The following is a 26,432-nucleotide window of genomic DNA, read 5'->3' as shown; positions in this document are numbered from 1 at the left end:
ATCAAGAACAATAGAATCTGCAGAATCTAAATCGTTCAACAACTGACTATGCTGTTTTACGCATCGACTTATAGCGACATCAGGCAGACAGGTAAGGATCGTGTTATACTGCTCCCGTTAGGGGCAATTGAGCAGCATGGACTTCATCTTTCGGTATCGACCGATACGGATATTGTTACTCAGCTTGCGCTACAGGCCGAAAAATCCCTGCCCGATACGGTGTTGCTCTGCCCAACCTTACCGTTCGGGTCGAGCCATCATCATCTGTCCTTTGGCGGTACGATGAGTCTGGCCCCGGAGCTATACACACAGGTGATTATCGACCTGGTTCAGTCGCTGGTGCTCAGCGGCCACCAGCGTATTGTGTTGCTGAACGGACATGGCGGCAATATTACCCCGGTGAAACAGGCGCTGGCCGTGTTGAGCAAACGCTTCGATGCAAGTCATCAGTCTACCATTGCGCTGGCCACCTATTGGGAATTAGCGGGTAGCGTGTTTGCTGGAGAGGCACCCATGGAAAGCCCTGCGCTGAGTCATGCCTGCGAGTACGAAACGAGTCTGATGCTCCACCTTTTTCCCGAAAAAGTCTGGATGGATCGTGTGGAACGGGCACAGCGCCCTGACCGAAACGGCTATATTGCCTGGGAAGACGACGAGCCATATCGGGGCGTAACGGTATTCAAACAAACCGAATTTATTTCGAGCAACGGCAGCAGCGGTGAGCCCCAGTTAGGCACATCCGAAAAAGGAAAGCATTTAGTCGACCAGGCACTAAGCGCCCTGGTTAGCTTTCTGGAGTCATTCAAAACCTGGCCTTTATCCGAAAATCTAGCATCAAAACCATGAGTAAACTGGAAATTAAACACCCCGACAAAGCCGCTACTACGGGTGCCTATTCGGCGGGGGTGCTGGCGGGCGACCTGCTGTTTATTAGCGGGCAAGGGCCATTGAATTTAGTAACGGGAGAAGTTCAACACGGGACCATCGAAGAAGAAACCTTATTAACTCTCTCGCACATCCAGAAGATTGTGGAAGCCGCTGGTGGTACCATCGGCGACATTGTAAAATGCACCGTCCATCTGGAAGCCATTCGCGAGTTCGACCGCTACGATGCCGCCTATGGGTCATTCTTTACCGGCATACGCCCGGCCCGAACCACGGTTCAGTCGGTGTTGTCGGATGGGATCAAGATCGAAATTGACGCCATTGCCCGAATCACGCCCAAACAGGATTAACCCAGTAATCTATGACCTCTCAACTACGCATCGGCACCGTAGGACTCGGCTTGATGGGCAGCAGTATCGCGACCTGCATTCTGGCGGCTGGCCACACGGTTACCTCGCTGATTAAAGAAATTGATACCGCCGATGAAGCGCGGGAGCGTATCCTGGATTATCTGCGCCAACTGGAACAGGAAGGGCTGCTGACCGATGCCCCCGAAACCATTCTGGCCCGGCTGACCATTACCGACGATGTTACCTTACTGAGCGACCATACCGTTATTATTGAGTCGATTACGGAGAATCTGGACGAGAAGAAATTACTCTATCAGCGTCTGGAAACGGTCCTCTCTCCTACCGCTATCATCGGTAGTAACACGTCGGCCATTCCGGTATCGGTGTTACAAAGCGGCCTCAAACATCCCCAGCGGCTGTTGGGCATTCACTGGGCAGAACCGGCGCACATTACGCGTTTTATGGAAGTCATTTGCGGAAAAGACTCCGACCTGACCTATGCCTACGAAATCGTAGCCCTGGCCGAAAGCTGGGGTAAGGAGCCTTCGCTGCTCAGGAAAGATATCCGGGGATTTATTACCAACCGGATTATGTACGCCATGCTGCGGGAGTCTTTCAATCTGGTCGAAAATGGGTACGCCACCATCGAGGATGTGGATCGCTCGCTTCGAAACGATCTGGGCTACTGGATCACCTTCGCCGGGCCGTTTCGGTTCATGGATCTCACCGGCATTCCGGCGTATCTGACCGTCATGAAAGACCTCTTTCCCGAACTCAGCAACAGCACCGAAACCCCGAAATTGATGGAAGACCTGGTGGCGTCCGGTGCCAAAGGCGTACAGAATGCGAAAGGTTTTTACCCCTATACGCCCGAGTCGGCCAAAGAGTGGGAAGAGAAATTTATCGACTTCAGCTACGACATCCGCAAACTCGCCCAAAAATATATACCCACCTCCGCCGAAGACACCAAATGACACGAATTCAATCAATAAAGGCCACTGAAGTAATTGTACCGGCCAAACCGGGCAGTCTGAACTCCGATGAGGTGATCGATAAAGATTCGGCCTTTGCCAAAAAATTCCTGACGGGCGAGCGGTGGACCGAGTTCGCTAATCAACCCAAATGGATCATTGAACTCACACTTGCCAACGGCCTGACTGGTATTGGCGAGACTTACCGCAGTGCCTCCGGCGAGTTGCTCCACCAGGCCATGCAGGAACTGGTCGGTCAGGACGTACTGAAACTGAACTGGCGTCGCCTGCCCGTTACCGACCAGCGGATTTATGAAGCGTTCGAGTCGGCAGTGTTGGACGTAGTGGGTAAACTCCTCAACGTACCCGTATCTCAACTCCTCGGCGGGGCTTACCGTGACCGGATCGACTGTTTCGGCTGGACCGGGCGACGCACCCCCGAAGAGGCCGCGCAAAAAGCCTATGAGGCTATGCAAAAGGGCCATAAAGCATTCAAATTCAAATGTTCCGACGAAGACCCCGTTCGGCTTTGGACGGAGGCTATCCGCGATAAATGTGGTGACGGCATCAAAATCCTGCTCGACCCCAACCAGCGCTGGACCGATGTGGAAACCACCCTTCGGTTAATGGATGGTGTCGATAAAACCATCATGTTGGGCCTGGAAGACCCGATTTTACATGCCGATGTAGCCGGATTCAAATACCTGCGCGAGACGCTGGGGATGCCCATGTATCGGCATATTTCACTGCCTTACACACAGGACATCCGCGATATGATCGCTTTTGTCCGGGCCGATGCAGTCGATGGGTATAATTTTAACGGATCGGCTTACAACTCGGTACTCCTGGCCGAAATTGCCCATCTGGAAGGCAAAGCCTGCTGGCGCGGTTCGGAAGTGGATTTAGGGGTTTCAGAAACAATGGGCCTGCACATTGCCGCAGCCAGCATCAACTGCACCATTCCTTCCGATTTGTTTGGCGAGCTGGTCCGCACCGACGACCTGCTAGTGGAACCTATCCGCTTTGAAAACGGAGCGGCACTCGTTCCAACCGGCGCGGGACTGGGTATCGAACTGGATTACACCGCCCTGGATACCTACAAAACGAATCAATTTTTACGCAGCAGCTTATGAATAAGTCGATTCAGTCGTGGGCCATCCTGTTTTTCTGTAACCTGATCTGGTCCTTTCATTTCACCAGTATCAAGCTGACGCAGGATCAGGTTGGGCCATACTTTACGGTGTGGGCACCCATGCTGCTGGCCACGATTTTCCTGGCTCCGTTCGTGATTCGGGATTTTCGAAAGGGCGGCAAGAAGCTGAAGGATATCCTGATTTTCGTCCAGTTGGCGGCTTTGGGCGCGTTTCCGTCGCAGGTACTCATGACCTGGGGAACGCAGTACTCACTCGCCAGCAACGCGGCTATTCTGGTCATGACACTGCCCGTGATTACGGCTGTTTTCGCCTTTCTGATTCTGAAAGAGAAGATGAACACCGCCCGCTGGATCAGCTTCGCCATTGCGATCATTGGGGTGGCTCTCTGCTCAACCGACGACATTAAACGCGTGGACTTAAGCTCGCGCTATGCCCTGGGCAACGGCCTCATTTTCCTGGCCATTCTGGGCAATGCGTACTACAACGTGGGGTGCAAAAAAGTATCAGGCCAGTACACCGAGATGGAGATGGTTTTTTACACCTACCTGGTCATGTCCATTCTCCTGACGCCACTCGTACTGTATTACGAACCTGAGATGTTTTCTAAAATCCCCTCCTTTACCACGAATACCTGGATCGGGATGATCTCGCTCACACTCTTTCATAATTTCCTATCGATGCTCCTGTTTTTCAAGGCGTTGAAGAATCTGGATGCCACACAGGTCGCTTTATCCAACTACCTCATTACGTTCATGGGCTTACCCATTGCCGCCATCTGGCTCGGCGAAACCCTGAACCAACAGGCCATCATTGGCGGTGTGCTTGTGCTCGTCTCAACCCTTATTTTATCGATCGTCGATAGTAAAGTACAACAAAAAAAAGTAGCTAATATCAATCAAGAACCGGCAAAGTTATGACTAACACAGACAACGAACTGTTTGGCGTAGTACCCATTATTCCAACACCATTTACCGACAATGAGGAGATCGACGAAGACGCACTCCGTAGTTTAATTGACTTTGCCATCGACGGTGGTATCAAGGCCGTTTGCCTGCCCGCCTACGCCAGCGAATTTTACAAACTAACCGACGACGAAAAATTACAGGTTGTTCGGGTGGCGGTAGAACGGGCTGCGGGTCGGGTGAAAATCGTCGCTCAGTCGAACCACCCCTCCCTGAAAGTTGCCATTAAACTGGCGCAGGCTAACGTGCAGGCCGGTGCCGACGTTATTTCGCTGGCGGTTCCCCGCATTTTCAGCTTACCCGAAAACTCCCTGAAAGCCTATCTGTCGGAGTTTTTGCAGTCGATTCCGAACACGCCCGTTCTGATTCAGGACTTCAACCCCGGCGGCTCGTCGATCAGCGTGGGGTTCATCAAGGAGCTGATGGACGAGAATCCGAACTTCAAATACCTGAAGCTAGAGGAACCCCTGTGTGCGCCCAAGTTCGCGCAGATCATTCAGGCTACGAACGACAAAATCGGCCTGTTCGAAGGCTGGGGCGGCTTGTACATGCTCGAGCTGGTGCCCATCGGTATTCGTGGTGTTATGCCGGGACTGGCCGTTGCCGATATTCTGCAAAAGATTTTCACCCTGCGTTCCAGCGGAGAAGATACCAAAGCCTTCGAGCTGTTTGAGCGGGTCATGCCCCAGATATTCTTCTCGCTGCAAAACATGGAGTTATTCCATTATGCCGAGAAAGAACTGCTGATTGCCAGAGGTGTATTGAGCAACAGCATCGCCCGGAAAGCCGCCTATATTCCCGACCCATCGTCGATCAGCTACATCCGGGAGTTAAACCAGCGCATCCTCGACATCGTCAACGACGAAAAATTCGCTATTCGGCCAGTGCCGGTAGAGAATAGTCTCTATTAAACTTCTCTCCACCGAATTTAGACAAAAACGCATTATGGGAGAATTTAATGGACAGGTTGTCCTGATTACCGGAGCCGCATCCGGCATTGGGTTGTCCATTGCACACAAACTACTGACCGAAGGGGCTCAGGTTGGGTTACTCGACTTTAACGAAACGGCTTTACAGCAGGCATTTGAGCAATATGGTCCAGATGCCTTGCTCATCGGCATCGACATTACCGATGAAGCTCGGGTCGCGCAGGCAGTTTCGCACGTGCATGAACAGTTTGGCAAGATTGACGCTCTTATCAATTGCGTCGGCATTACGGGCGTCACAAACGTACAAAGTCATGAGGTGAGCAGCGAAAACCTGCATAAGGTGTTCGAAGTCAACTTCATGAGCAGTTTCTACACCTCGAAGGCGGCATTGCCGTTCATGCTGGCTCGCCGTTACGGACGCATTCTGCACATTGCTTCCATTGCGGGCAAAGAAGGGAACGCTGGTATGCTGGCCTACTCAGCCTCGAAAGCCGCCGTGATCTGCATGGCGAAGGTGCAGGGGAAAGAATACGCCGAAAAGGGGATCACGGTCAATGCGCTGGCCCCGGCGGTAATTCAAACGCCCCTGGTCGATGCGATGCCCGAGGTACAGGTCAAGTACATGACAGACAAAATTCCGATGAAACGTTGTGGCACGCTCGACGAAGCGGCTAACCTGGCGGCTTACATCGTATCCCCAAAAAACAGTTTCACAACCGGTTTCACCTTCGATTTATCGGGGGGGCGGGCCACCTATTAGGTTGGTTCAATATGGCATGGGCACTTGCGCATGCCCATATTAATCTCAGCAGCATTCTCGTCTGGCACGAGTAAACCGGGTTCCGGATTGGCCCGTGCCAGACTAACTAGCTATTATGAAAACCCTCTGGATCAGCTGTATTATTGTTTGTTGCTGGCGCTTCACGGCGTCGGCGCAGCAGCGCCCTACGCTATTACCAGCACCGCAGTCCATTCACTACGGGCAGGGGGAATTGCCTGTCCAGAAACTGAGTGTGTTTGTAGCACCCAACGCAACAGCCGATGTCGTTTTTGCACTGAATCAGCTCAGGAACCTGCTGGCTGAACGCAGCGGCAAACCCGTACTGGTGAGTCCATCGGCTAGTGCATCAACCATTCGGTATTCGGTTAAATCAGCCGGGCAGGAATTACCAGGCACGAATGAAGCTACCAACGGAAATACCCGTGAGCGCTATACATTGACCATTACCCAAAAGGGCATCGACATTACCGCCCAAACCTCAACCGGCCTGTACTATGCCGTGCAAACGATTCGGCAGTTGATTCGGGGTCAGGGTACGAAGACCTCGCTGCCCCTTGTCACAATCAGCGACCAACCCAGACTGGCTTACCGGGGCGTAATGATGGATTTTGCGCATGGCGGCCTGTTGACGGTCGATGAAATCAAAAAACAGATCGACTTTTTAGCCCGCTGGAAAACCAACCAATATTACTTCTACAATGAGGTCAGTATCCAACTGGATGGTTATTCAACCCTGAATTACAAGGCGAGTTATTCGCAGGCGCAGATCAAAACGATCATTGCCTACGCCCGCGAGCGCCACATGGATGTGATTCCGTTCGTTAATTTCTACGGACACCTGCACGAGTTGATCCGCAACGAGAAATACGCATCGCTGGCTATCGGGCATTACGGACATGAACTCGACCCGCGAAACCCCGCTGTACAGACTCTGCTAAAAAACTGGATAAAGCAATACACGACGCTGTTTCAAAGCCCGTTCATTCACGTTGGCTTCGACGAAACGTGGGAAACAAAGCGACTAGCCAATGCAGCCCCAGCTAAACTCGACCCCGAAGCCCTGTATATCCAGCAGCTCAGTTTCGTGAGCAACGAGTTCAAACAGTACGGCAAAACGCTCCTGGCCTGGACGGATATGAATGCGTTTTACCCGAACATTCTGGCTAAGTTCCCCAAAGATGTGATCCCGGTTATCTGGGAATATTCGCCCGATACAACGGCCATCAACAATTACCTGAATCCGGTTCTGAAGGAGAAGAAACCGTTTTTCATCCAGCCTGCCGTTTCTGGCTGGGGGCATATTTACCCGGCGTCCGACTATACCTACGAGAACATAAATCTGTGCCTGAAAGCGGGCCTTCGGCACAACACACTGGGCTTTATCACCTCCGTCTGGACCGACTCTGTCGAGCCCTTTGTCCGGGCCTCCTGGCTGTTTATGGCCTATGGCTGCATTGCGGCCTGGCAGGGCACTGTGCCTGACAAGATTACCTTTACCGAAAAGTATAGCGCGGTCGTCTACCCGGCCCTAACGCAGGATATGCAGGCCGCTTTCGATCATATTGCAATAGCCGGTCAATTTCTCGAAAAGTGCCTGGGAAAGAACACCCAAAGCCTTCCCCGCGGCACCCTCGTGGAAAGCTGGTCGAATCCTTTTTCGGCCTACTATCTGGCCAACACGAACGAGCACAAAGCCGATTTTGAGCAGGTGCGCACGCATACCGAGGAGGCCCAGGCACGGCTCATCAGCGCCCTTCAGCGGGCCAGCCCGGCCGACACCAGTTTCATTCAGTCGATGCTGGTTTCGGCCCGGTTGATCAACTATTCGGCCAGTCGGTTTTTATGGGCTAAAGCCATTACGGATCGCTGGAATGATGGGATAATGGCCCAAAAGAAAGATGATTACGTATTCTATGATCTGACCTATCCCTGCCACAGCCTGCTGGTCGATGCCATGGACGAAACGGGCGAACTCAAGCGGGCGTATGCGCAGGCCTGGCTCTCAGAAAATATGCCATACCGACTGAACACCATGCTGGGCCGCTTCGATGTAGATTTTGGCCTCTGGCGAAAGCTGCATTTGAAACTACTGGATTATAAGATTCAGAAAAAAACCGAACCCCTGAGATCGTTTGAGTTGATGTTTACCCCAGACTTTTAATTTCCATGACTACTACCATCCAGTTCTCAAGTCCTATTGATGGCGATATGCTGCATGCCCGCGATGGCGTGACGACTTCCGACGGCCTGGAAATTGACGTACAACTCTCGGCACCATCGTCTCATTCGCTAACCATTAATGGGACCAGAGCGAGTTTTGATCAGGGTGTCTTTTCGGGAAAAGTGCGATTGAACCAGTACAAGAATACGATTACCGTTCACGACTGCACCACGGCAGAAAGCAAGTCGATTCAGGTGTACTGGCTTCCCAATTTTGCGGGACATTACCGTCTGTCGATTGACGACAACATCTGGTTTCTGCGGGATATTTACCAGCAGAAAGACAATTATCAGTCGCTGTTCGACAATCCGTATTTACGCTTTTTGAAGCAGGTCCATACCACCTACGGCACCAAAATCCACCTCAACCTTTTTTACCAGACGGAGGGTTTCAACCTGTCGCAGTTTCCAGACCGCTTCAAAGCGGAATGGCAGGCGAATGCCGATTGGCTCCGGCTAAGTTTCCACGCCTGGGGTGAGTTCCCCGACCGGCCCTATCAACAGGCTGGTTATGAGCAGGTAAAACACGACTGCGCCATCGTAAAGGAGCAGATTCTACGATTTGCGGGCGAGGCCGTGATGGGTCCAGTAACAACGCTGCATTGGGGAGAATCGACGGTTGAAGGCTCACGAGCCCTGCGTGATGCGGGCTACGTCGGGCAATTGGGCTATTTCAATGTCGATGATGAGTTGCCACCCGTTTCGTACTACCTGAACGTGGAACAACGACGGCATATGAAAAAGCGGTTCGTCTGGCACGATAATCAGGAAGACATCACTTTCATCCGAAGCAGCATCGTCATCGACAAAACAGAGCTTTCAGCTATTGTTCCGCATTTGGACAGCTACGCAAACAAGCCATCCGGGCTGCCGCCCTTTGTCGATTTACTCGTTCACGAACAATATTTCTACCCTTTCTATGAAGCCTATCAGCCCGACTTCCGGGATCGTATTCTGGCGGCAGTAAAATGGGCTGCGGATAAGGGATATACACCCGCCTTTTTAGGTGATAGTCTTTTTGCTAACGCATAGACACACAAAACGAACATGGAAAACACGCGAAGAAATTTCTTAAAAACGGCAGGCTTAAGTGGTTTGGGCCTGGTAGCCGCCAGCCCATTTGCCGCTTACGCAACTACACCAGAGGAACTGGAAACCATTGGTAAACAAGCCAGTAAAACTCCTCCGCAGGCCTTCAACATGAGTGGATATGCCGCCCCAAAACTCGATGTTGTCCGCATTGGATTTGTGGGGATCGGGAACCGAGGCATGGGGGCCGTGGAGCGGATGAATAAAATCGAAGGTGTCGAGATAAAAGCCCTTTGCGACTTGCGGCCCGAACGCGTGAACCTCGCGCTCAAAAAAATAGAAGCCAATGGCCACCACCCGCAACTGTATTCGGGCAGTCCCGATGCCTGGAAAAAACTCTGCGAACGTACCGACCTCGACCTCATTTACATCGTGACGCCCTGGGCCCTGCACACGCCCATTGCGGTATTTTCTATGAATCATGGCAAGCATGTTTGCGTGGAAGTTCCGGCAGCCAAAACTCTGGAAGAGTGCTGGCAACTGGTCGAAACGTCGGAGCGGACGAAGAAGCACTGTATGATGACCGAAAACTGCTGCTACGACTTCACAGAACAGCTTACGCTGAACATGGCTCGACAGGGTTTTTTTGGCGAAATCACCCATTGCGAAGGAGCGTATATCCATAACCTGCAGGAGTTGGTCTTCTCGAAAGAGCATTTCTATCAGATGTGGGAACTGGATGAAATGTACAAACGTACCGGCAACCTCTACCCCACCCACGGCCTTGGCCCAATTTGCCAGGTACTGAACATTAACCGGGGCGATCAAATGGATTATCTGGTCTCCATGTCGAGTAATGATTTCGTACTAGGCACTATGGCTAAAGAACTGGCGGCCAAAGACGATTTCTATAAACCGTATGCCGGAAAGCCTTACAACGGCAACATGAGTACGACCACCATCCGAACCAAAAAGGGGAAGACCATTATGGTGCAGTACGACGTATCGTCCCCCCGGCCGTATTCACGCATTCAACTGGTTAGCGGCACCAAAGGTGTTGCGCTAAAATACCCCGAACCCGCCCGCTATTCGACGGGCCACGAGTGGATGAATGAAAAGGAGATCAAAGCCCTGGAAGAAAAATACATGCCGCCCATCGTAAAAAAAATGGGGGAAGTTGCCAAAAACGTGGGAGGTCACGGCGGTATGGATTTTCTGATGGACTGGCGCACCATCGACTGCCTGCGAAACGGTCTGCCGCTCGATCAGGATGTCTATGATGCTGCCTTGTGGAGCTCAGTTGGCCCATTGAGTGCCTGGTCAGTAGCGCATCGATCCAATTCAATTGATGTGCCCGACTTTACGGGTGGGTCCTGGCAGAGGAACAAACCCGTCGACATTTCGATGACCAAAGGTGGAAATACACAGGCAAAAGTGTAAATAAAAACGCTCCTAGATTCCATGAACCCATCAGCATCCAGTCGACGAACATTTCTGAAACAGACATCCATAAGCTACGCGGCTTTACTGCTGGCCCCTACCCTGCTTCAGGCCAGACCCACCGTGGCAACGGGGAAACGGGTAGGCATCATTGGGCTGGATACGTCGCATAGCACCGCCTTTGTTAAGGCACTGAATGCGCCGGACGCGAAGGCCAGTTTCCTGGAATATAAAGTCGTAGCGGCCTACCCACAGGGCAGTAAAGATATCGAAAGCAGCACCTCGCGCGTTCCAGCCTACACCGAAGAAGTTAAAAAGCAGAACGTCGAAATCGTGAGCTCCATCAGCGACTTACTCAAAAAAGTTGATGTGGTCTTGCTGGAAACCAATGACGGTCGGCTTCACCTGGAACAGGCGCTACTGGTATTGAAAGCGGGTAAGCGCGTGTTCATCGATAAACCCGTTGCGGCTTCGTTGGCCGATGCCATTGCCATTTACGAAGCGTCTAAAACGTATAACATTCCACTGTTTTCGGCCTCGTCGCTGCGGCACATTATAGGCATCGCAAAAGTAGACAAAAGCAAGGTCGTGGGTGCCGATACGTTTAGTCCCGCTGTCCTCGAAAAAACACACCCCGACTTTTACTGGTACGGCATTCACGGGGTTGAAACGCTGTACACCGTTATGGGAACGGGTTGCAAACAGGTGGTTCGCGTGCATACCGACGGCACCGACATCATTGTGGGCACCTGGGCAGATGGGCGCGTGGGCACCGTTCGCGGTACCCGCACGGGCAAGCACGATTACGGCGGTACGGTTTTCACGCAAACGGGCAACCTTGTACTGGGTCCCTACGGTGGATACGAGCCGCTTTTGCAGGACATTATTACCTATTTTGAGACCGGAGAGGTGCCCGTTACGCCCGAAGAAACCATCGAGATTTTTGCCTTTATGGAAGCTGCGGACGAAAGCAAGCGACGTGGTGGGGCTGCCGTTACCCTCGAAAGTATTATGGCGAAAGCGAAGAAATAACCTCAAAAACTCAAGATCATGTCGCAGTCGAATGTTTCAAGAAGAGAGTTTTTAAAGCAAAACTCGTTAACCGGTCTGGGTGCTATTCTGACACCTTCGCTACTCGCGGATACGCCTGTCGGCACTCCGGAAATCGTAACCAAACGATCCATAAAACCGGCTCCGTTTTCGTTGGCGGAGCCCCCAGCCTTATTAGGCGGCAAACCCGTCCGAACTGCCCAATGGCCAACCTGGCCCCTCTGGAAACCTGAGCAGGACGAAAAGCAGTTGCTGGAGGTGATTCGTAGTGGCATCTGGTCAAGAGGTAATGTGGTGAGTGAATTTGAAGCTAAATGGGCAGCGGCTGTTGGGGCCAAACGATCACTGGCGGTTGTGAACGGCACCAACGCCATCATGGCGGCACTGGCTCAACTGGACATTCGCGGGGGTGATGAAGTCCTGGTACCGCCCTACACCTTTATCGGAACGGTAGCCCCCGTACTGGCAACGGGGGCCATGCCCATATTCGTGGATGTTGACCCCGAAACGTTCCAGATCGACCCGGCTAAAATTGAAGCGAAGATTACCCCCCGGACAAAGGCGATTATTCCGGTGCATATTCTGGGCTTACCCGCCAACATGCCCCAGATTCTGGCCATTGCGAAAAAGCATAAACTGGTCGTGATCGAGGATGCCTGTCAGGCACATCTGGCCGAGATCAACCACCAAAAAGTTGGCACCTTCGGCCATGCCGGATGCTTTAGCTTTCAGAATTCCAAGAACCTGGCCATTGGCGAAGGAGGTGCCATTGTGAGCAACGATGATGCCTTTATGGATCGCTGTTTCTCGTATCATAACTACGGAAATCCCTACGGCATGGTATCGGGCGTTATTGGGGCAGGCACGCTCATTCAGGGCACGAAACTTCGGTTAACCGAGTATCAGGCGGCTATTGGGCTGGCCCAGTTAAAACGGCTCGATGCCGAAACAACCACCCGGAACACCAACGCGGCTTACCTGAAAGCAAAGATTAAGAGCATTCCAGGCATTGTCCCCTACAAACTGTACGACGATGTAACGCGGGCCGCTTTTCACCTTTTCCCCTTCCGGTATAAGAAAGAAGCCTTCAAAGGCTTATCGCGGGAGGTGTTCATAAAGGCTCTCACAGCAGAAGGTATTCCCTGCTCGAAAGGATACGCTACGCTGAACAACATGCCCTATCTCAACGACGCATTCCAATCGAAAAACTTCCAGAAAATGTATCCCCGGGCAATGCTAAACTTCAACAGCTACGTCGAGCGGAACCACTGCCCGCAAAACGACCGGCTGTGTAATGAAGAAGCCGTCTGGTTCACGCAGAATATGCTGCTGGGTAGCCAGGCCGACATGGATGAAATTGCGAATGCCATCGAGAAAATTCATACCCACGCCGACAAACTCCTGAGTCAGAAATGAAAAACGTATTGGGATTTTTCTGGGTGATATGGCTTGGCGCATTCATCACTTCTCCGGCCTGGGCCAAGGGCTGGAAGGCTGGGACTGCCAAAGCGGTCATTACGCCTACAGAACCGCAATGGCAGGCAGGTTATGCCTCCCGTACTCACGCTGCGGATGGCAAAATCCACGATTTATGGGCCAAAGCGCTGGCGCTGGAAGATGAAACGGGCAAACAGGCCGTGCTGGTCACCACCGATATGCTGGGCTTTCCCAAAGCCATGTCGGATCGTATTCGCGAACGGCTGAACAGCCGGTTTGGTCTCTCTAAAGCACAGATTATTCTCAACAGCTCACACACCCATTCGGGACCGGTGTTAGACAACGCGCTACAGGATATTTACCCACTTGATGCGGCCGAACAGGCCAAAATTGATCGATATTCCAGATGGCTGGAAGCGCAGATCGTAACGCTGGTTGGCCAGGCATTGCAAAAACTGGAACCCGCTGAAGTATTCTCCCAAAACGGGGTTACGCGCTTTCAGGTGAATCGGCGAAACAACAAGGAAGGCGCCCTGCTGGAACAAACCGAGCTGAAAGGACCGAACGACTACGCGGTTCCTGTCATCAAAATTACTGACACCAGAGGTAAACTTAAATCCATTGTCTTTGGGTACGCCTGCCACCCTACGGTGCTGGATTTGTACCAATGGTCGGGCGACTACGCGGGCTTTGCGCAACTGGAGTTGGAGAAAGCGCATCCCGGCGTAACGGCCCTGTTTTTTCAGGGCGCGGCTGGCGATCAGAACCCATTGCCCCGTCGAACCATACCCCTTGCCCGCCAATATGGGCGGGAGTTGGCCGCTGCCGTTGACCGGGTCCTCGACGAGCCCATGCGTACCCTATCGTCCCAGATTCGTACCGCCTATTCCGAAATTCAACTCCCGCTTTCCGTTCCACCCTCCGAAGCGGAATTGACAAAGACCATTCAGGAAAACGAGGGTTATCTGAAACGGTGGGCAACCCGTTTGCTGGCTGAAAAGAAAAAAGGAAAGGCCTTCATAAGCCACTACGCCTATCCGGTACAGGTCTGGCAATTGGGTAACCAATCCATCCTGAGTTTTGGTGGCGAACTCGTGATTCAATATGCCCTCGACTGTAAGAAACGCTTTGGACAGGACATTTTCGTGATAGGCTATTCCAACGACGTTATGGGCTACATCCCTTCAGCCACTATCCTGCAGGAAGGCGGCTATGAGGGCGCTTCATCGCAGATGGTCTATGGCTTACCGAGCACCTGGGCACCGGACGTACCGAACCTGATTAACCAGGAGATAAACCGACTGGCCGACCAGGTTGGGATGCAGAAGCTGAAGTAATGATTATAGATGACTTGTCGTGAGGTCAGGCCCTGCCGTGAGGTCAGGCCCTGCCGTGAGGTCAGGTTCTCAAACCTGACCTGTTAGGCTTCTCAAAACCTATTGAAATGCTAACACGAGGTTTTGAGAAACCTCTGTGTGTCGGATTTAAGAATCCGACACCACGGGAATCCGGCACCACTAACAAAAAATAACCATGAACCCAGTCAACGAAACCAACGTACTCGAATCCTCCCCAATCATCGCGACCCCCTATTTCTCCGGTTTCGATATGGCGCACGATACATACAATGCCATTACAGCCGCCAGTAATGGGAAAATCTACTACATACTCTGCTCTGAATCCTACGAGCAGGGAGGGCAGTTCTATGTATATAACCCCGCAACAGACAGCACCGAATGGCTGGCGGACCTGACCGAAATCTGTGGCGAAACCAACGCCAACGCCATACCGCAGGGAAAAAGCCACGTCCGGTTTTACGAGTGCAACGGAAAGCTGTATTTCGCCACGCATATTGGCGTCTACGAAATGATCGACGGCATGGAGCGGCTTCCCAAAAACGCGCCCGATGGCAAAACGCTATATCCCGGCGGCCACTTCGTTTCCTACGACCTAACGACCGGTACGTTTGAAAATCTGGCCATTGCGCCCGAAGGCGAGGGCATTTTAACCATGACCATCGACAAAGAGCGCGGCTATTTGTACGGCATTACCTGGCCGCTGGGCTATTTCATTCAGTACGACATCAAGGCCAATACCCTCAAAACAATCGGGCTCGTTTCGGCGAAGGGCGAAGCTGGAATTCCGGGAGATGACTACCGGGTATTGTGCCGCTCCATGTTCGTTGACCCGCTCGATGGAGCGGTTTATTTCTCCACATCCGAAGGGGATATTTTCAGGTATTGTCCTGGCCAGGAAAGTCTTCAAAAACTCCCCCATGTTGATTTGCGGCTCGATTATTTTGGACGCTATGACCCAACGCATCCCGGAAGCATGGGCTACAACTGGCGCAAAATCTTCTGGTACGTCCCCGAACAAGTAGCCTATGGCATACACGGCAATTCGGGTTATCTGTTCAAATTCGATCCCCGTCGGCAACGAATTGAGGTAGTGGAGCGGCTAACTTCGGAGCCGTCCCGGAAGAGTGGCATGTTCGACCAGTTCAGTTATGGGTATCTGGGTTTTCAGCCGGGTACGGATCAGGAGACTATTTATTACCTCACGGGTGGCCCAATTTATCAGGATGGCAAACGCCTGAAAGGTGCTGATCAGATTGCGAAGGGTGCCGCCAAAGGACTCGAGAACCTTCACCTGATCACCTTCCACATTCCGAGCCAGACCTATACCGATCACGGGCCTGTTTTTTTCGCCGATGGCACCCGCCCTACTTACGTCAATTCGATTGCGATTGGCGCGGATGGCTCGGTGTATACGCTGGCTCGCTTTAGTCATAACGGGCACGAAATTCAGGACCTGGTCAAAATTCCGGCTGTGTTTTAGCCGACAACTGTCAACATGACTTCGATCAACAACCGACTCAGGATTGCCACATTCATGCTGGCTACAGGTTTATGCGTTTCCTGCTCGCACTATCAAGATGCCCTCACGCCCGAAGAAGCTCTCAACAGCTTTAAACTGAACGATGACAGGCTGACCATTTCGGTCTTTGCTGCCGAGCCAAACGTGCTGGACCCCGTTGAAATGGTGTTTGACGAAGACGGCAACGTATTCGTGGTCGAGATGCCCGATTATCCGGCCAAGCCCGATGATGGTTCGCTGGGTGGGGCCATCCGAATGCTGACGGATACGAACGGCGACGGCCGGATGGATTCGGCAACGGTCTTTGCGGATCACCTCTCCGAGGCCACCAGTATTTTGCCCTGGCAAGGTGGCTTGCTAGTGACGGCGGCCCCCAACATTATGTTCCTCAAAGACACCACCGGCGACCATCGGGCGGATCTGAAAGAAATTCTGTTTACTGGCTTTTTTGCGGATAACTCCGAAGCCCAGATCACCAATCTCCGGCTTAGCATCGATAACTGGATTTACGCATCCAATACGGGCCGGGAGGGCGAAATCCGATTTACGAGAAACCCTAAAGCGAAGCCCGTTTTTGTTAAAGGCGGAGACTTCCGATTTCGGCTCGACCGGGGTCAGTTTGAAGTCGAGTCAAGTTCAGGTCAATTTGGGCTGGCTATAGACGATTGGGGCAATCGGTTCTTTACCGAAAACAGCCTGCATGTTCAGCAGGCCCCTATTCCGGCGCGTTACCTGTACCGACATACTTATCTGCCAGCGGTGGCACCTACCCTTAATATTTCTGACCACGACCCGATTATGTTTCAGGAAACGCCTGCCCCTTATTGGCGTCAGGAACGTACGAAACGCCGGAATCAGCAGTTCGAGGAAGCCAAACTCGACCGGCGAGAATACGCCGATGACCATTTTACCGGGGCCTCGGGCGGTACCTATTATGGTGGAGATGCTTTACCAACAGACTATTATGGCTCGATCTTCACGGGCGAAGTAGCGGGTAATCTCATCCACCGCGATGTACTGAAACGCTTGCCCGATAGTCCCAAATTTGTGGCACAACGGGGCAATGGAGAGAAAGAGCATGAGTTTCTGGCATCGACCGACCCCTGGTTCCGGCCTGCCAACTTCACCGTTGGCCCCGACGGATCGCTTTATGTGATCGACATGTATCGGCAGCATATCGAAACGCCCACTGCCATTCCGGAAGATCTCAAGGAAGAAATGGATTTTATGAACGGCAGTAAGTTGGGGCGTATCTACCGGATTGCGGCTAAAACCAGTAAACCCGTCGTCGTACAGCCAAAGCTGAGGAGCAAAACCAGTACGGAACTTGTGGCCTTACTAGCTCATCCAAACCAGTGGTGGCGATTACAGGCCCAACGGCTTCTGCTCGAAAAACAGGATAAATCAGTCGTTCCGGCGCTAAAGGATCTATTCACCAAAGACATTAACCCACAAGCCCGCCTGCACGCGTTTTTTACGTTGGAAGGCCTGAATGCACTGGATATCAGCCTGGTAAAACAAGCGATGCAGGATGCTCAGCCCGATATTCGTGCCTACGGGTTGATGATGGCCGAGCGCTTCCCGACTTCCCTGCCGCAAGTCATCGAAAAAGCCAGCGACCCGTCGGCTCCGGTAGCGTTTCAGGCAGCATTAAGTCTGGGGCAATTTCCTGCTCAGCAAGTCGCTCCTGCGTTGGCGGGTATTCTTGAGAAATACGGTAAAGATGCCTGGTTTCGAACGGCGGTGTTGAGTTCCGAAGCGGGTTCCTCACTGGAATTGGCACGCCAACTGGCTGGCCGTAGCGGCTATTTCAAGTCGATAACACCCGAAAAAGATACGCTCCTGACGGATTTGGCATTTGTGATCGGTTCCCGTAACCGTAAGGACGAAGCTGTTCAATTAGTGACCCTGTTCGACAACCAACCGCACTGGCAGCAGATCGCCTTAACGGGTTTGACCAATGGGTTAAAAGCCGTGGGCCAGCCTATCGACGACCGGTTGAGACGTATGATCGAATCTAAATCAGTTGCCGTGCAATAGGGGCCCGTGGTGTCGGGTTTTCAAACCCGACACCCCACATAAAAACTAGAACAAACGAATGAACCCAGATACTAAACAGCAACGCTACTCCCGGCGGCAATTCCTTGGCAAATCCATTTTTACGGGATCGGCGGCATTGAGTTTGTCCCTGGTGCTGGGTAGGTGCCAATCAAAAACAACATCAGCGCAAGAGAACGAAAAGGCTGCCATTGACCCCTGTAATGACTTTTCAGGCGTAAGCGAAGCCGATCTGAAAACACGAAAAAAGCTGGGTTACGTGAATCAATCGCCCCGGCCGGAATCGAAGTGTGGCAACTGCAATCTATGGCTTCCGCCCAAAGCGGGTCAGAACTGTGGTTCGTGTATGCTATTCAAAGGCCCGGTTTACACGACGGGTTATTGTACCTATTGGGCTCCACAAGGTAAGTAGCCCCTAAAAACAGCACTCTTTGTTAACCATATGGCCACAGATACCCTACTCCTCGACACGAATCGCCTGACCAGGCGGGAAACCAAGATTTCGATTTTTTTGATCGGGCTCATGTTTTTCATCTTCGGTTTTATTTCCTGGGTGAACTCCATCCTGATTCCGTACTTTAAAATTGCCTGCGAGTTGACCAGTTTTCAAGCTTATCTCGTCGCATTTGCCTTTTATATTGCCTATTTTATTATGTCGGTTCCAGCGTCTTATCTGTTGAAAGCCGTCGGGTTCAAAAAAGGCATGATGATTGGTTTTTGGGCTATGGCGCTGGGTGCGTTTATTTTCATTCCGGCCGCTATGACCCGCACCTACGCAGTATTCCTGATGGGCTTATTCACGATTGGAATTGGACTGGCTATTCTACAAACGGCAACGAATCCGTATATCACTATACTGGGTCCTAAAGAACGGGCTGCCCAACGCATCAGCCTCATGGGCATTTGTAACAAAGCGGCCGGGATTCTCTCGCCACTGGTTTTTGCCGCCGTCATTTTGCGCCCGACCGATACAGATTTATTTGCACAATTAAGCTCGATGAGTGCGAACCAGCGGGGAGCTGCTCTTGACGAACTGGTTCGGCGTGTCATTCCGCCTTATGCGGTGTTGGGTACATTTCTGTTTGTGCTGGGCTATCTCGTATACCGGTCTCCCCTTCCCGAAATCGACACGGAACATGAAACCCCAGATGTAGCAACCGCTAATGCCGGAAAAACTAGTATTCTGCAGTTCCCGCATTTGATGCTGGGCGCTTTCGCCATTTTCCTGCATGTAGGTACGCAGGTCATTGCCATCGACACGATTATTGGTTATGCGAATTCAATGGGTATTGACCTGCTCAAGGCCAAGGTCTTTCCTTCATATACCTTGTTCTGCACCATTTGTGGCTACGTCATTGGCATCATCACCATTCCCCGTTTCATTAGCCAGGTAAACGCCTTACGCATCTGCACGTTGTTAGGAGCACTATTCACTTTACTCATCATTTTCACGAATGGAACCGTAACGTTTCTGGGGCATACCGCTGATATGTCTATCTGGTTTGTTGTGTTGCTGGGTCTGGCAAACTCATTGGTTTGGGCTGGACTATGGCCGCTGGCCTTGGATGGACTTGGCCGTTTTACAAAACTTGGGGCCTCTATCCTGATTATGGGTTTGTGTGGTAACGCTATCATGCCACTTTTTTACGGCTATTTAGCCGACTTATATTCAGTGCACACAGCCTATTGGGTGCTTTTCCCCTGCTATTTATATCTGATCTATTACGCCATATATGGGCACAAAGTAAAACGGTGGAGCTTCTCATGATGCTACATAAACTAGTTAACGGAACGCTGTTAACTCCTTATCGTGCCATTCAGGGTGGAACCATTGTCATTGGCGATGGTCAGGTTTTGGGTGTCCATGAGGGGCCAGTCGATGTTCCCGATGCAGTTGAAATAGACGCGAAAGGGCAATTTGTGGCTCCTTGTTTCATCGATATTCATGTGCATGGCGGGGGCGGCTTCGACTTCAGGAAGATGGCGTTGCTAAACTACCTGATAGAACAGCGTTTGCGAGTAGCGTTGCCACCATGAATCGCCTTGTCAGGAATATGGGGCAACTAGCCGATGTACCGCTACTGGAAGCCGTCCGAATGGCCAGCACGACACCCGCCCGCATCATGGGCATCGAACGCCGAAAAGCTCGCTGGCCAAAAGCAAAGATGCCGACATTGTCCTCTTCGATCAGCGTTTTACAACTAGCACCCCAATGATCCAGGGAAAAATTGTTTACTCGAAATAAGGTTGATCTATGAGCTACAGACTGGCTTGGCCCTCTACCTGCAACCTCAGAGACCAAGGTGGGGCCTGGCCCAGACAATAAACCAGCGACCTAGCACAAACTCATACTATGGATACACAAATCCCCGTCTTACGCGAATTCAGCGTTGACAAGCTTACGGTTAAACTATACGAAAATCGGCAGCGCCTGGGCGAAAATGCAGCACAGCTCGCTGCCACCACGATTCGGGACTTGCAGAAAAAACAACCTGTTGTCAACATTGTATTCGCGGCTGCGCCCTCACAAAACGAGTTTCTGGATGCACTTGCTCAACAACCCGATATTGCCTGGGAATGTATCAATGCCTTTCATATGGATGAATACATCGGCCTGCCCGATGACGCGCCCCAACGGTTTGGCAACTTCCTAAAAGACAAGTTATTTGCCAAAGTACCGCTGCGGGCTATTTATTACATTCGTGGGAACAACGACCCTGAGGCTGAGAGTAAACGTTATGAATCGTTACTTCAAGACTACCCTACCGACATTGTCTGCATGGGTATTGGCGAAAACTGCCATATCGCGTTCAACGATCCTCATGTTGCTCATTTCGATGATCCTACCCTCATTAAGAAGGTTGCCTTAGACTTGACAAGTCGATGGCAGCAAGTTCACGACGGTTGTTTTGCCACCCTGGATCAAGTACCTGAATACGCCCTAACACTCACAATTCCAGCGCTGATCAAAGCACCTGCTATTTTTTGTATGGTACCGGCAGCTCACAAAGCAGAAGCGATCCACCACACGCTGACAGATGTTATTTCGGAGCAATACCCTTCTACTATTTTACGGAACCATGTTAACGCAACTCTTTTTATTGATCAGGATAGTGGTTCATTCCTTTAACACTAGCTTAGCTGATTGAGCCAGTAAATGACTACCTGGGACTGTACTAATAATCCAGACACGAAACTTATTTAACTTCGTGTTGGGGTAGTTTTGTCGTTTCGGTGCGACTCGTTTGCCTGAAATCACGTTGGTTAAGGATAGGCAGCAAGGTGGTAATACCTTGACAACTTTTTCAGGATCAGACGTACACAACGGATAGTAGTTGACTGATATTAAACAGGCCGTCCAATCAAACCTGACGGCTGAAGCCCAACAAAAAGGAGTGGCCGGAAATATTCGACGAGCGGCTAAAAATGAAAATAACCGTCGGGCCTCGTCCATGATTGCGATAATGCGTCAGGCCGGGCGAAACTATGTACAGATTGCGGCCGAACTGAACCGGGCGGGGTTTCGAACGGCTAGGGGTGGCCAGTTTCAGGCGACGCAGGTCATGCGGTTGGCCGGACGGTTACCGTAAATATGGGGTCTGTTTTGTAAACTTACGGCCGTAACCGATGTAATACATGAAATCACTTGCTGCCCGGCAACCGAACCGCCGACTGTTTCTATGGATTGGCCTGCTGCTTATGGTGGGGTTTATTGCTGGTTTTGTCTGGGGGCGCGCGTTTGGCTATGCAGAAGGGAGAAAAGACACCATGCGGGCGATTGAGCTGAAAACGACCGAGTCGCAACCGAATTCACGACCCACCTGATCAATTACCACTCCCTGCACTATTTCTCATTCATTTACGCATTTGCTTTGCCAGATACGAACGCTCCTCATCAGGAACTACCTTAATCGCCACCCGTCAATAAGACAACATTTTTGAACCCGAAAGAATGAAATCGTTTCTTACTTATTCTCTCCTTTTACTGGCTTTCCTGCAGGCATCAGCCCAGGCAAACCGAGAGATTTTTTTTGCCGATGTAACCATCTATGTTGAGGGAGGCAAGTACTACCTGACCGGGTCAAAAGGGGGAAGTAGCGGGCCGCAGGGATTTGCCATCTTAGAATCAAAAGACCTCAAAACATGGGCCGTGCCTGCCAAGGCAAATGATTCGCTGGGTATGATCCTGACCGAAGGCGACCATACCTTTGGCACCAAAGGCTTCTGGGCACCCCAGATCCTCAACGATAACGGCACGTATTATCTTACCTATACGGCCAATGAACAAACCGTTTTAGCGGAGTCCACATCGTTGTTGGGACCATACCGGCAAAAAGAAGTTGGACCCATTGATGGGTCTGAGAAAAATATCGATTCCTATATCTTCAAGGACACCGATGGTAAATATTATCTCTACTGTGTTCGGTTTGACAAAGGTAATTACCTGTATGTTGCCGAGTTTGACCTGAAAACCGGAATGATAAATCCCCAAACCTTAAAGCGATGTTTTGGCCAGACAGAGCCCTGGGAGGCAACACCCAATTATAAATCAGCCCCCATTATGGAAGGGCCTACCGTTATAAAATTGGACCATAAATATTACCTGTTTTATTCGGCCAATCATTTTCAGAACATCGATTATGCGATTGGCTATGCCGTGGCCGATTCACCCTACGGGCCTTGGGTAAAATATAAAAACAACCCGATTATTCACCGTTCGATCGTTGGCGAAAATGGATCAGGCCATGGTGACCTATTTGAAGGACTAGACAAGCAGTTGTATTATGTCTACCACATTCACAACTCATCAGAAAAAGTAGGCCCCCGCCGGACACGGATCGTGCCGGTGGAAAAAGAATGGGATGAAAAAGCGGGGGTGTTTAGATTTAGTGTGAAAGGGAAGGAGGTCATTGTACCGATAATGGCCGAAAAATAAGGAGTGAAGTGCGTGATATTCATCCATGAAGACAAACCACGAGTTTAAGCTAAACGACTTAGTGACGCTAATTAACCCGCAGATTGCTCAGGAGTTAGTGGCGGCTAACGGCGAAATTGACTGGCCTGTTCCGGTGATCAGTCAGTATGGCCAGCGTGTGCATTGCTGGAACAGCCAACGGCGCGAATTCACCATCACGCTCAGTGCGACCGAGATTAAGAAAGTTGATTGATTGGCCAGGTTACCCAACAAGTAGGCTAGAATAGGGTGAGAGGTAAAAGGCATCCGATAGAGTGCCATCCCCTTGCCAATAAAGGAATGTATCCATTTAGTTTATTGACTTTTAAGTAAAGGAGCTGTCTGTTCCGTAAATGATGAACCTTCACTTATATAAGGGTTTTCGTGATCAGATTAATTAGTATTTAAAGTTGTGTCATTGCAAGAATCTCCCCTATGTATTGCACAAATTAAACAGAAGCGTAATAGTACTTTATGATGAAAGCGTAGTGTCCATTATGCTGAACACGTTTCGGCCATGAAAACGGATTGCAAATCTGACAGCCAGGTTTTATTCGGTAAAAAACGCAATCTCGCTTGTTAAACAAAACTGAGTTTTGTTTAACTTTTCTCCCAGGTTAACATAACATAGATTATACAACAGCTTTCTCATGAAACCAGTAATCGCTTTGCTGTTTTTAGGGTGGACACTTGCAAGGTGCGCCACGACTCAATTTACTCCTACTGATAGTAGTACCATTGGTGATGGCCAAGTAGTTAGCGATACCACCCTTACAATCTTCCTATTGGAAAGAGATATTCCCGCAGACATCAAGCGGCTGGGAGTAATTACCATTTCCGTAGGTACGGCTATCACCGATAAGATGGTAAAAGAAAGGTTAAAGCTGAAATGTAAAGAGTTAGGTGCTAATGGAGCATATCGAATCTCAGACGGCTTCTATCCTAATGCTGGGAGCATCCCTTACTTAGTTTTCAGGTATCGAAAATAAAAGCTTTCAAATGGCTTAGCTCTACATAATGCCACTTATATAACAAAAACGGAGGACAATTTATCGATCAGTAGTTCCTGTAAGTAGTGTAGGCAGAGAAAGAGTTGGTAGTAAATAATTCTCTTCCTTCCAGAAGGTGGCGCTAGTCTGGTCAAAAGAGGACATCGTCATCTTGCTATAATCAACCAATTGATCAGCCGTGTAGGGCTTTGTGTCGCTATCCCCTTCTTGACGACGAGTTACCACAAAATCAATTCGGGACTGAAAAGCAGATGCTGAGGGAATATGCGAAAACGTATTCTCGATACTACCACTCTGAAAAGACCAAGAATCACCAAATTTGGTGTAGTTAGCCACATAGCTACGCTTACTTAAATGAGTTGAATACACTTGAGTGTTTAGACTTTTGTTCAATAAGCTAAGGCCTCGCTCGGCCAACTCATACTCGGCATGCACAATCGCTAAATCGTCTTTCGTCAGAAATAATTTACCGACAAAATAACCACTTGTCTTATAGAAACTGCGAGGTTTGAAGTTGATTACATAAACCCATTGACCACCGATCATCGTCTGGCTATTCAGCTCAAAGACATAATCTTTGTTAAGCTGGCCATTCCGAAATAAGAACTCTTGATATTTAATAATATCCAGCATATTACTAACCCAAGGGCCTGGCGTTAGTACCGGAATTTTGAAGGCAGTCAAGGGCTTACGTTGGCCTTTGACAAAGTGAATTTGATCGCTCTTTTTAGTGAAAGAGTAGGCTGGCTTATAGATATCAATTAGCCCTTCGGCATAAGAAACACATAAATTAGGACTTTGCTCATTGATCGTTTCTCGATAAAAGCCACGCAACAGAGTTGGCTTTCTAGTGTAATTTTTAGCAATTGCCGCCACCGCCTTTAATAAAGTATCTCTAGCCTGAAACGATCTTTCCAGACTGAAATATGTGTCAGTTGGAGAAGCTGCAACTTGGAAAGCGTTGAGTCGAATAAGAGTATCAGTCAAAGCAAGTCTGAGCAGGGGTACTTGCTTTAACTGGTAGTTGATAGCTAGAAGACTTAAGGTATCCTGCCTGAGCAGTTGGGGTACATTCAGTTTAAAATACCCTTGGCTATTGGTTTCATTACTGACTTGGCCGTCAGCGACCGAGAGAGTAACAAAGGGGATGGGTCTGCCTGTGACGGCATCTATAACTTGCCCATGAATGATATACCCCGTTTGAGCATATCCACCATAGGAGTAGACCAGTAACATTACTAACAAGACACCTTTGATGATTGCACCTAGTTTAGATTCGTAATTCATTTACTGTTAATTGTTTATCGAAATAATTCAATAACATAATCCTAGTTATACGACAGAGTTAGAAAAAGTACAATAAATGGCTAGTCAGTTCAACGGCTATATATTGTACTTTACGTGGAGCTGCTGTAGAACGATTGTTATACCAGTTGACTAGGTGTTAAGATGAATTGTGCTGTGTTATTGTAATAACCAAGCGATGGCATTGTCCACAGCAGTAGATGAATACGAGGATTCATCCGGCTCAATAGACTGCCCATAAATCCGTTTCGTTCGATCGACCATTGTTACTGTGGTTAACGTTAATCGGCCTCCATCACTAAGGGGAATGTCAATATTGCCTGTCGATACACCACAAGTGGGGGTGCCAAAACTACGGGTCTGATCACGAGTTTTAAACGCAATAGCGATGGCTTCTCCCGCGCTGGCCGTTGACCGATTGGTTAAGAGAGCCACTTTAGGATTTGGTTTATAGAGCTGATACGGGCTATTGACCTTTACTTCCGGGGTTTGATTCAGTTGGGCTACCCCTAGCCGATAAGACCAAGTCGAGTAGTTGCCGTCTGGGTCCAGGAAATATCCGGCAAGTCCTTCACCTAAGATGGGACCTACGCCCGCTAACATCGCCCACATGTTTCCCCCATAATTTCCCCGTAAATCAACAATCCAGCCCCGGATAGAATCTGAGTCAGCCTTTTTTATGGCATCCTGAAGAGCTTGGGCAAAATTGGTGGCGGCTGAGCCAGTACCCACAAAATTAGTGATCTTGATATAGCCGATCGCCGCTAAATTTGGTACGGGAGCTGGACTAACATCACTACAAGTAGCTGGAGAATTACTGTGGAGCACCTCTCCCTCAGCCGACGTATAAAAGCTATGATGATCGTCTAGTAAGGTTAAGGCTAGCTGGATAGCAGGATACGTATCCGCAATGGTTTGTGCTCCTTGCGCTTTGACATTGACTTGTTCTTGAAAGCTTACCCAATCAATCGTCTTTCGATGAATCGAGTTGGTTTTCATGGAGCTAACCAATTGGTCAAG

General features: G+C 50.3%; 27 protein-coding genes. 25 read left to right on the top strand and 2 right to left on the bottom strand.

Annotated elements, in window-relative coordinates:
* The first annotated feature begins 48 nt into the window (after positions 1 to 48).
* The 25 genes from SD10_RS11650 to SD10_RS11530 all read left to right on the top strand — a co-directional run bounded on the left by SD10_RS11650 (position 49) and on the right by SD10_RS11530 (position 24,086).
* Complete coding sequence (locus SD10_RS11650; protein ID WP_046573958.1) at positions 49 to 846, top strand: creatininase family protein; 798 nt, start codon at positions 49 to 51, stop codon at positions 844 to 846.
* Positions 843 to 1,235, top strand: coding sequence for a RidA family protein (locus SD10_RS11645; protein WP_046573957.1), 393 nt, complete (start codon positions 843 to 845; stop codon positions 1,233 to 1,235). Before SD10_RS11650 ends, SD10_RS11645 begins: the two co-directional genes overlap by 4 nt.
* A gap of 11 nt (positions 1,236 to 1,246) precedes the next feature.
* Positions 1,247 to 2,209 carry a 3-hydroxyacyl-CoA dehydrogenase family protein gene (locus tag SD10_RS11640; RefSeq protein ID WP_046573956.1) on the top strand — a complete coding sequence of 321 codons (963 nt, stop codon included), beginning with the start codon at positions 1,247 to 1,249 and terminating at the stop codon, positions 2,207 to 2,209.
* Positions 2,206 to 3,339 (top strand): mandelate racemase/muconate lactonizing enzyme family protein, encoded by a 1,134-nt coding sequence (locus SD10_RS11635; protein ID WP_046573955.1) that lies wholly within the window; start codon positions 2,206 to 2,208, stop codon positions 3,337 to 3,339. Before SD10_RS11640 ends, SD10_RS11635 begins: the two co-directional genes overlap by 4 nt.
* Entirely contained in the window at positions 3,336 to 4,277 is a 942-nt protein-coding gene (locus SD10_RS11630; RefSeq protein ID WP_046573954.1) for a DMT family transporter, read from the top strand. Before SD10_RS11635 ends, SD10_RS11630 begins: the two co-directional genes overlap by 4 nt.
* Positions 4,274 to 5,233 (top strand): dihydrodipicolinate synthase family protein, encoded by a 960-nt coding sequence (locus SD10_RS11625; RefSeq protein ID WP_046573953.1) that lies wholly within the window; start codon positions 4,274 to 4,276, stop codon positions 5,231 to 5,233. Before SD10_RS11630 ends, SD10_RS11625 begins: the two co-directional genes overlap by 4 nt.
* A gap of 34 nt (positions 5,234 to 5,267) precedes the next feature.
* Positions 5,268 to 6,011, top strand: coding sequence for an SDR family NAD(P)-dependent oxidoreductase (locus tag SD10_RS11620; RefSeq protein ID WP_046573952.1), 744 nt, complete (start codon positions 5,268 to 5,270; stop codon positions 6,009 to 6,011).
* Between the two features lie 115 nt (positions 6,012 to 6,126).
* Positions 6,127 to 8,193 (top strand): beta-N-acetylhexosaminidase, encoded by a 2,067-nt coding sequence (locus SD10_RS11615; protein WP_046573951.1) that lies wholly within the window; start codon positions 6,127 to 6,129, stop codon positions 8,191 to 8,193.
* Between the two features lie 5 nt (positions 8,194 to 8,198).
* Entirely contained in the window at positions 8,199 to 9,284 is a 1,086-nt protein-coding gene (locus SD10_RS11610; RefSeq protein WP_046573950.1) for a hypothetical protein, read from the top strand.
* Between the two features lie 15 nt (positions 9,285 to 9,299).
* Positions 9,300 to 10,721, top strand: coding sequence for a Gfo/Idh/MocA family protein (locus tag SD10_RS11605; protein WP_046573949.1), 1,422 nt, complete (start codon positions 9,300 to 9,302; stop codon positions 10,719 to 10,721).
* A 21-nt stretch (positions 10,722 to 10,742) separates the two neighbouring features.
* Positions 10,743 to 11,753, top strand: a complete 1,011-nt coding sequence (locus SD10_RS11600) for a Gfo/Idh/MocA family protein (RefSeq protein WP_046573948.1) — start codon at positions 10,743 to 10,745, stop codon at positions 11,751 to 11,753.
* An 18-nt stretch (positions 11,754 to 11,771) separates the two neighbouring features.
* On the top strand, positions 11,772 to 13,187 hold the full coding sequence (locus SD10_RS11595; RefSeq protein ID WP_046573947.1) for a DegT/DnrJ/EryC1/StrS family aminotransferase: 1,416 nt from the start codon (positions 11,772 to 11,774) through the stop codon (positions 13,185 to 13,187).
* Positions 13,184 to 14,545: a neutral/alkaline non-lysosomal ceramidase N-terminal domain-containing protein gene (locus tag SD10_RS11590; protein ID WP_046573946.1), complete on the top strand. Its 1,362-nt coding sequence runs from the start codon at positions 13,184 to 13,186 to the stop codon at positions 14,543 to 14,545. The genes SD10_RS11595 and SD10_RS11590 overlap by 4 nt, the downstream gene beginning before the upstream one ends.
* Before the next feature lie 196 nt (positions 14,546 to 14,741).
* Positions 14,742 to 16,046 carry a Kelch repeat-containing protein gene (locus SD10_RS11585; protein ID WP_046573945.1) on the top strand — a complete coding sequence of 435 codons (1,305 nt, stop codon included), beginning with the start codon at positions 14,742 to 14,744 and terminating at the stop codon, positions 16,044 to 16,046.
* 15 nt (positions 16,047 to 16,061) lie between these two features.
* Positions 16,062 to 18,125 (top strand): PVC-type heme-binding CxxCH protein, encoded by a 2,064-nt coding sequence (locus SD10_RS11580; RefSeq protein ID WP_046573944.1) that lies wholly within the window; start codon positions 16,062 to 16,064, stop codon positions 18,123 to 18,125.
* A gap of 58 nt (positions 18,126 to 18,183) precedes the next feature.
* The gene (locus SD10_RS11575) at positions 18,184 to 18,555 is read left to right on the top strand and encodes a high-potential iron-sulfur protein (protein WP_046573943.1); all 372 of its coding nucleotides are present in this window, start codon (positions 18,184 to 18,186) and stop codon (positions 18,553 to 18,555) included.
* 30 nt (positions 18,556 to 18,585) lie between these two features.
* Positions 18,586 to 19,911, top strand: coding sequence for a sugar MFS transporter (locus SD10_RS11570; RefSeq protein WP_046573942.1), 1,326 nt, complete (start codon positions 18,586 to 18,588; stop codon positions 19,909 to 19,911).
* Positions 19,908 to 20,180 (top strand): hypothetical protein, encoded by a 273-nt coding sequence (locus SD10_RS30060; protein ID WP_046573941.1) that lies wholly within the window; start codon positions 19,908 to 19,910, stop codon positions 20,178 to 20,180. The genes SD10_RS11570 and SD10_RS30060 overlap by 4 nt, the downstream gene beginning before the upstream one ends.
* Positions 20,177 to 20,359 (top strand): hypothetical protein, encoded by a 183-nt coding sequence (locus SD10_RS30055; protein WP_046573940.1) that lies wholly within the window; start codon positions 20,177 to 20,179, stop codon positions 20,357 to 20,359. Before SD10_RS30060 ends, SD10_RS30055 begins: the two co-directional genes overlap by 4 nt.
* A 137-nt stretch (positions 20,360 to 20,496) precedes the next feature.
* Complete coding sequence (locus tag SD10_RS11555; protein ID WP_046573939.1) at positions 20,497 to 21,273, top strand: glucosamine-6-phosphate deaminase; 777 nt, start codon at positions 20,497 to 20,499, stop codon at positions 21,271 to 21,273.
* 205 nt (positions 21,274 to 21,478) lie between these two features.
* Positions 21,479 to 21,733, top strand: a complete 255-nt coding sequence (locus tag SD10_RS11550) for a hypothetical protein (RefSeq protein ID WP_052731161.1) — start codon at positions 21,479 to 21,481, stop codon at positions 21,731 to 21,733.
* Between the two features lie 46 nt (positions 21,734 to 21,779).
* Entirely contained in the window at positions 21,780 to 21,968 is a 189-nt protein-coding gene (locus SD10_RS11545; protein ID WP_046573938.1) for a hypothetical protein, read from the top strand.
* A gap of 127 nt (positions 21,969 to 22,095) precedes the next feature.
* A complete protein-coding gene (locus tag SD10_RS11540) occupies positions 22,096 to 23,079 on the top strand; it encodes a glycoside hydrolase family 43 protein (protein WP_046573937.1) in 984 nt (327 codons plus the stop codon).
* 25 nt (positions 23,080 to 23,104) lie between these two features.
* Positions 23,105 to 23,311 (top strand): hypothetical protein, encoded by a 207-nt coding sequence (locus tag SD10_RS11535; RefSeq protein WP_046573936.1) that lies wholly within the window; start codon positions 23,105 to 23,107, stop codon positions 23,309 to 23,311.
* Between the two features lie 436 nt (positions 23,312 to 23,747).
* Positions 23,748 to 24,086 (top strand): hypothetical protein, encoded by a 339-nt coding sequence (locus SD10_RS11530; RefSeq protein ID WP_046573935.1) that lies wholly within the window; start codon positions 23,748 to 23,750, stop codon positions 24,084 to 24,086.
* 60 nt (positions 24,087 to 24,146) lie between these two features.
* On the opposite strand, the gene SD10_RS11525 is transcribed toward SD10_RS11530, so the two are convergent.
* Both SD10_RS11525 and SD10_RS11520 read right to left on the bottom strand, forming a co-directional pair.
* Positions 24,147 to 25,394 carry a peptidase associated/transthyretin-like domain-containing protein gene (locus SD10_RS11525; protein WP_046573934.1) on the bottom strand — a complete coding sequence of 416 codons (1,248 nt, stop codon included), beginning with the start codon at positions 25,392 to 25,394 and terminating at the stop codon, positions 24,147 to 24,149.
* A 177-nt stretch (positions 25,395 to 25,571) separates the two neighbouring features.
* Positions 25,572 to 26,411 carry a S41 family peptidase gene (locus SD10_RS11520; protein ID WP_158500561.1) on the bottom strand — a complete coding sequence of 280 codons (840 nt, stop codon included), beginning with the start codon at positions 26,409 to 26,411 and terminating at the stop codon, positions 25,572 to 25,574.
* Positions 26,412 to 26,432 lie beyond the last annotated feature (21 nt).

It is taken from the genome of Spirosoma radiotolerans (genome assembly GCF_000974425.1).
In the GTDB taxonomy this organism is placed as follows: Bacteria; Bacteroidota; Bacteroidia; order Cytophagales; family Spirosomataceae; genus Spirosoma; species Spirosoma radiotolerans.
Note: the sequence above shows the minus strand (reverse complement) of the source record. Positions and strands in the feature narration are given on the sequence as shown.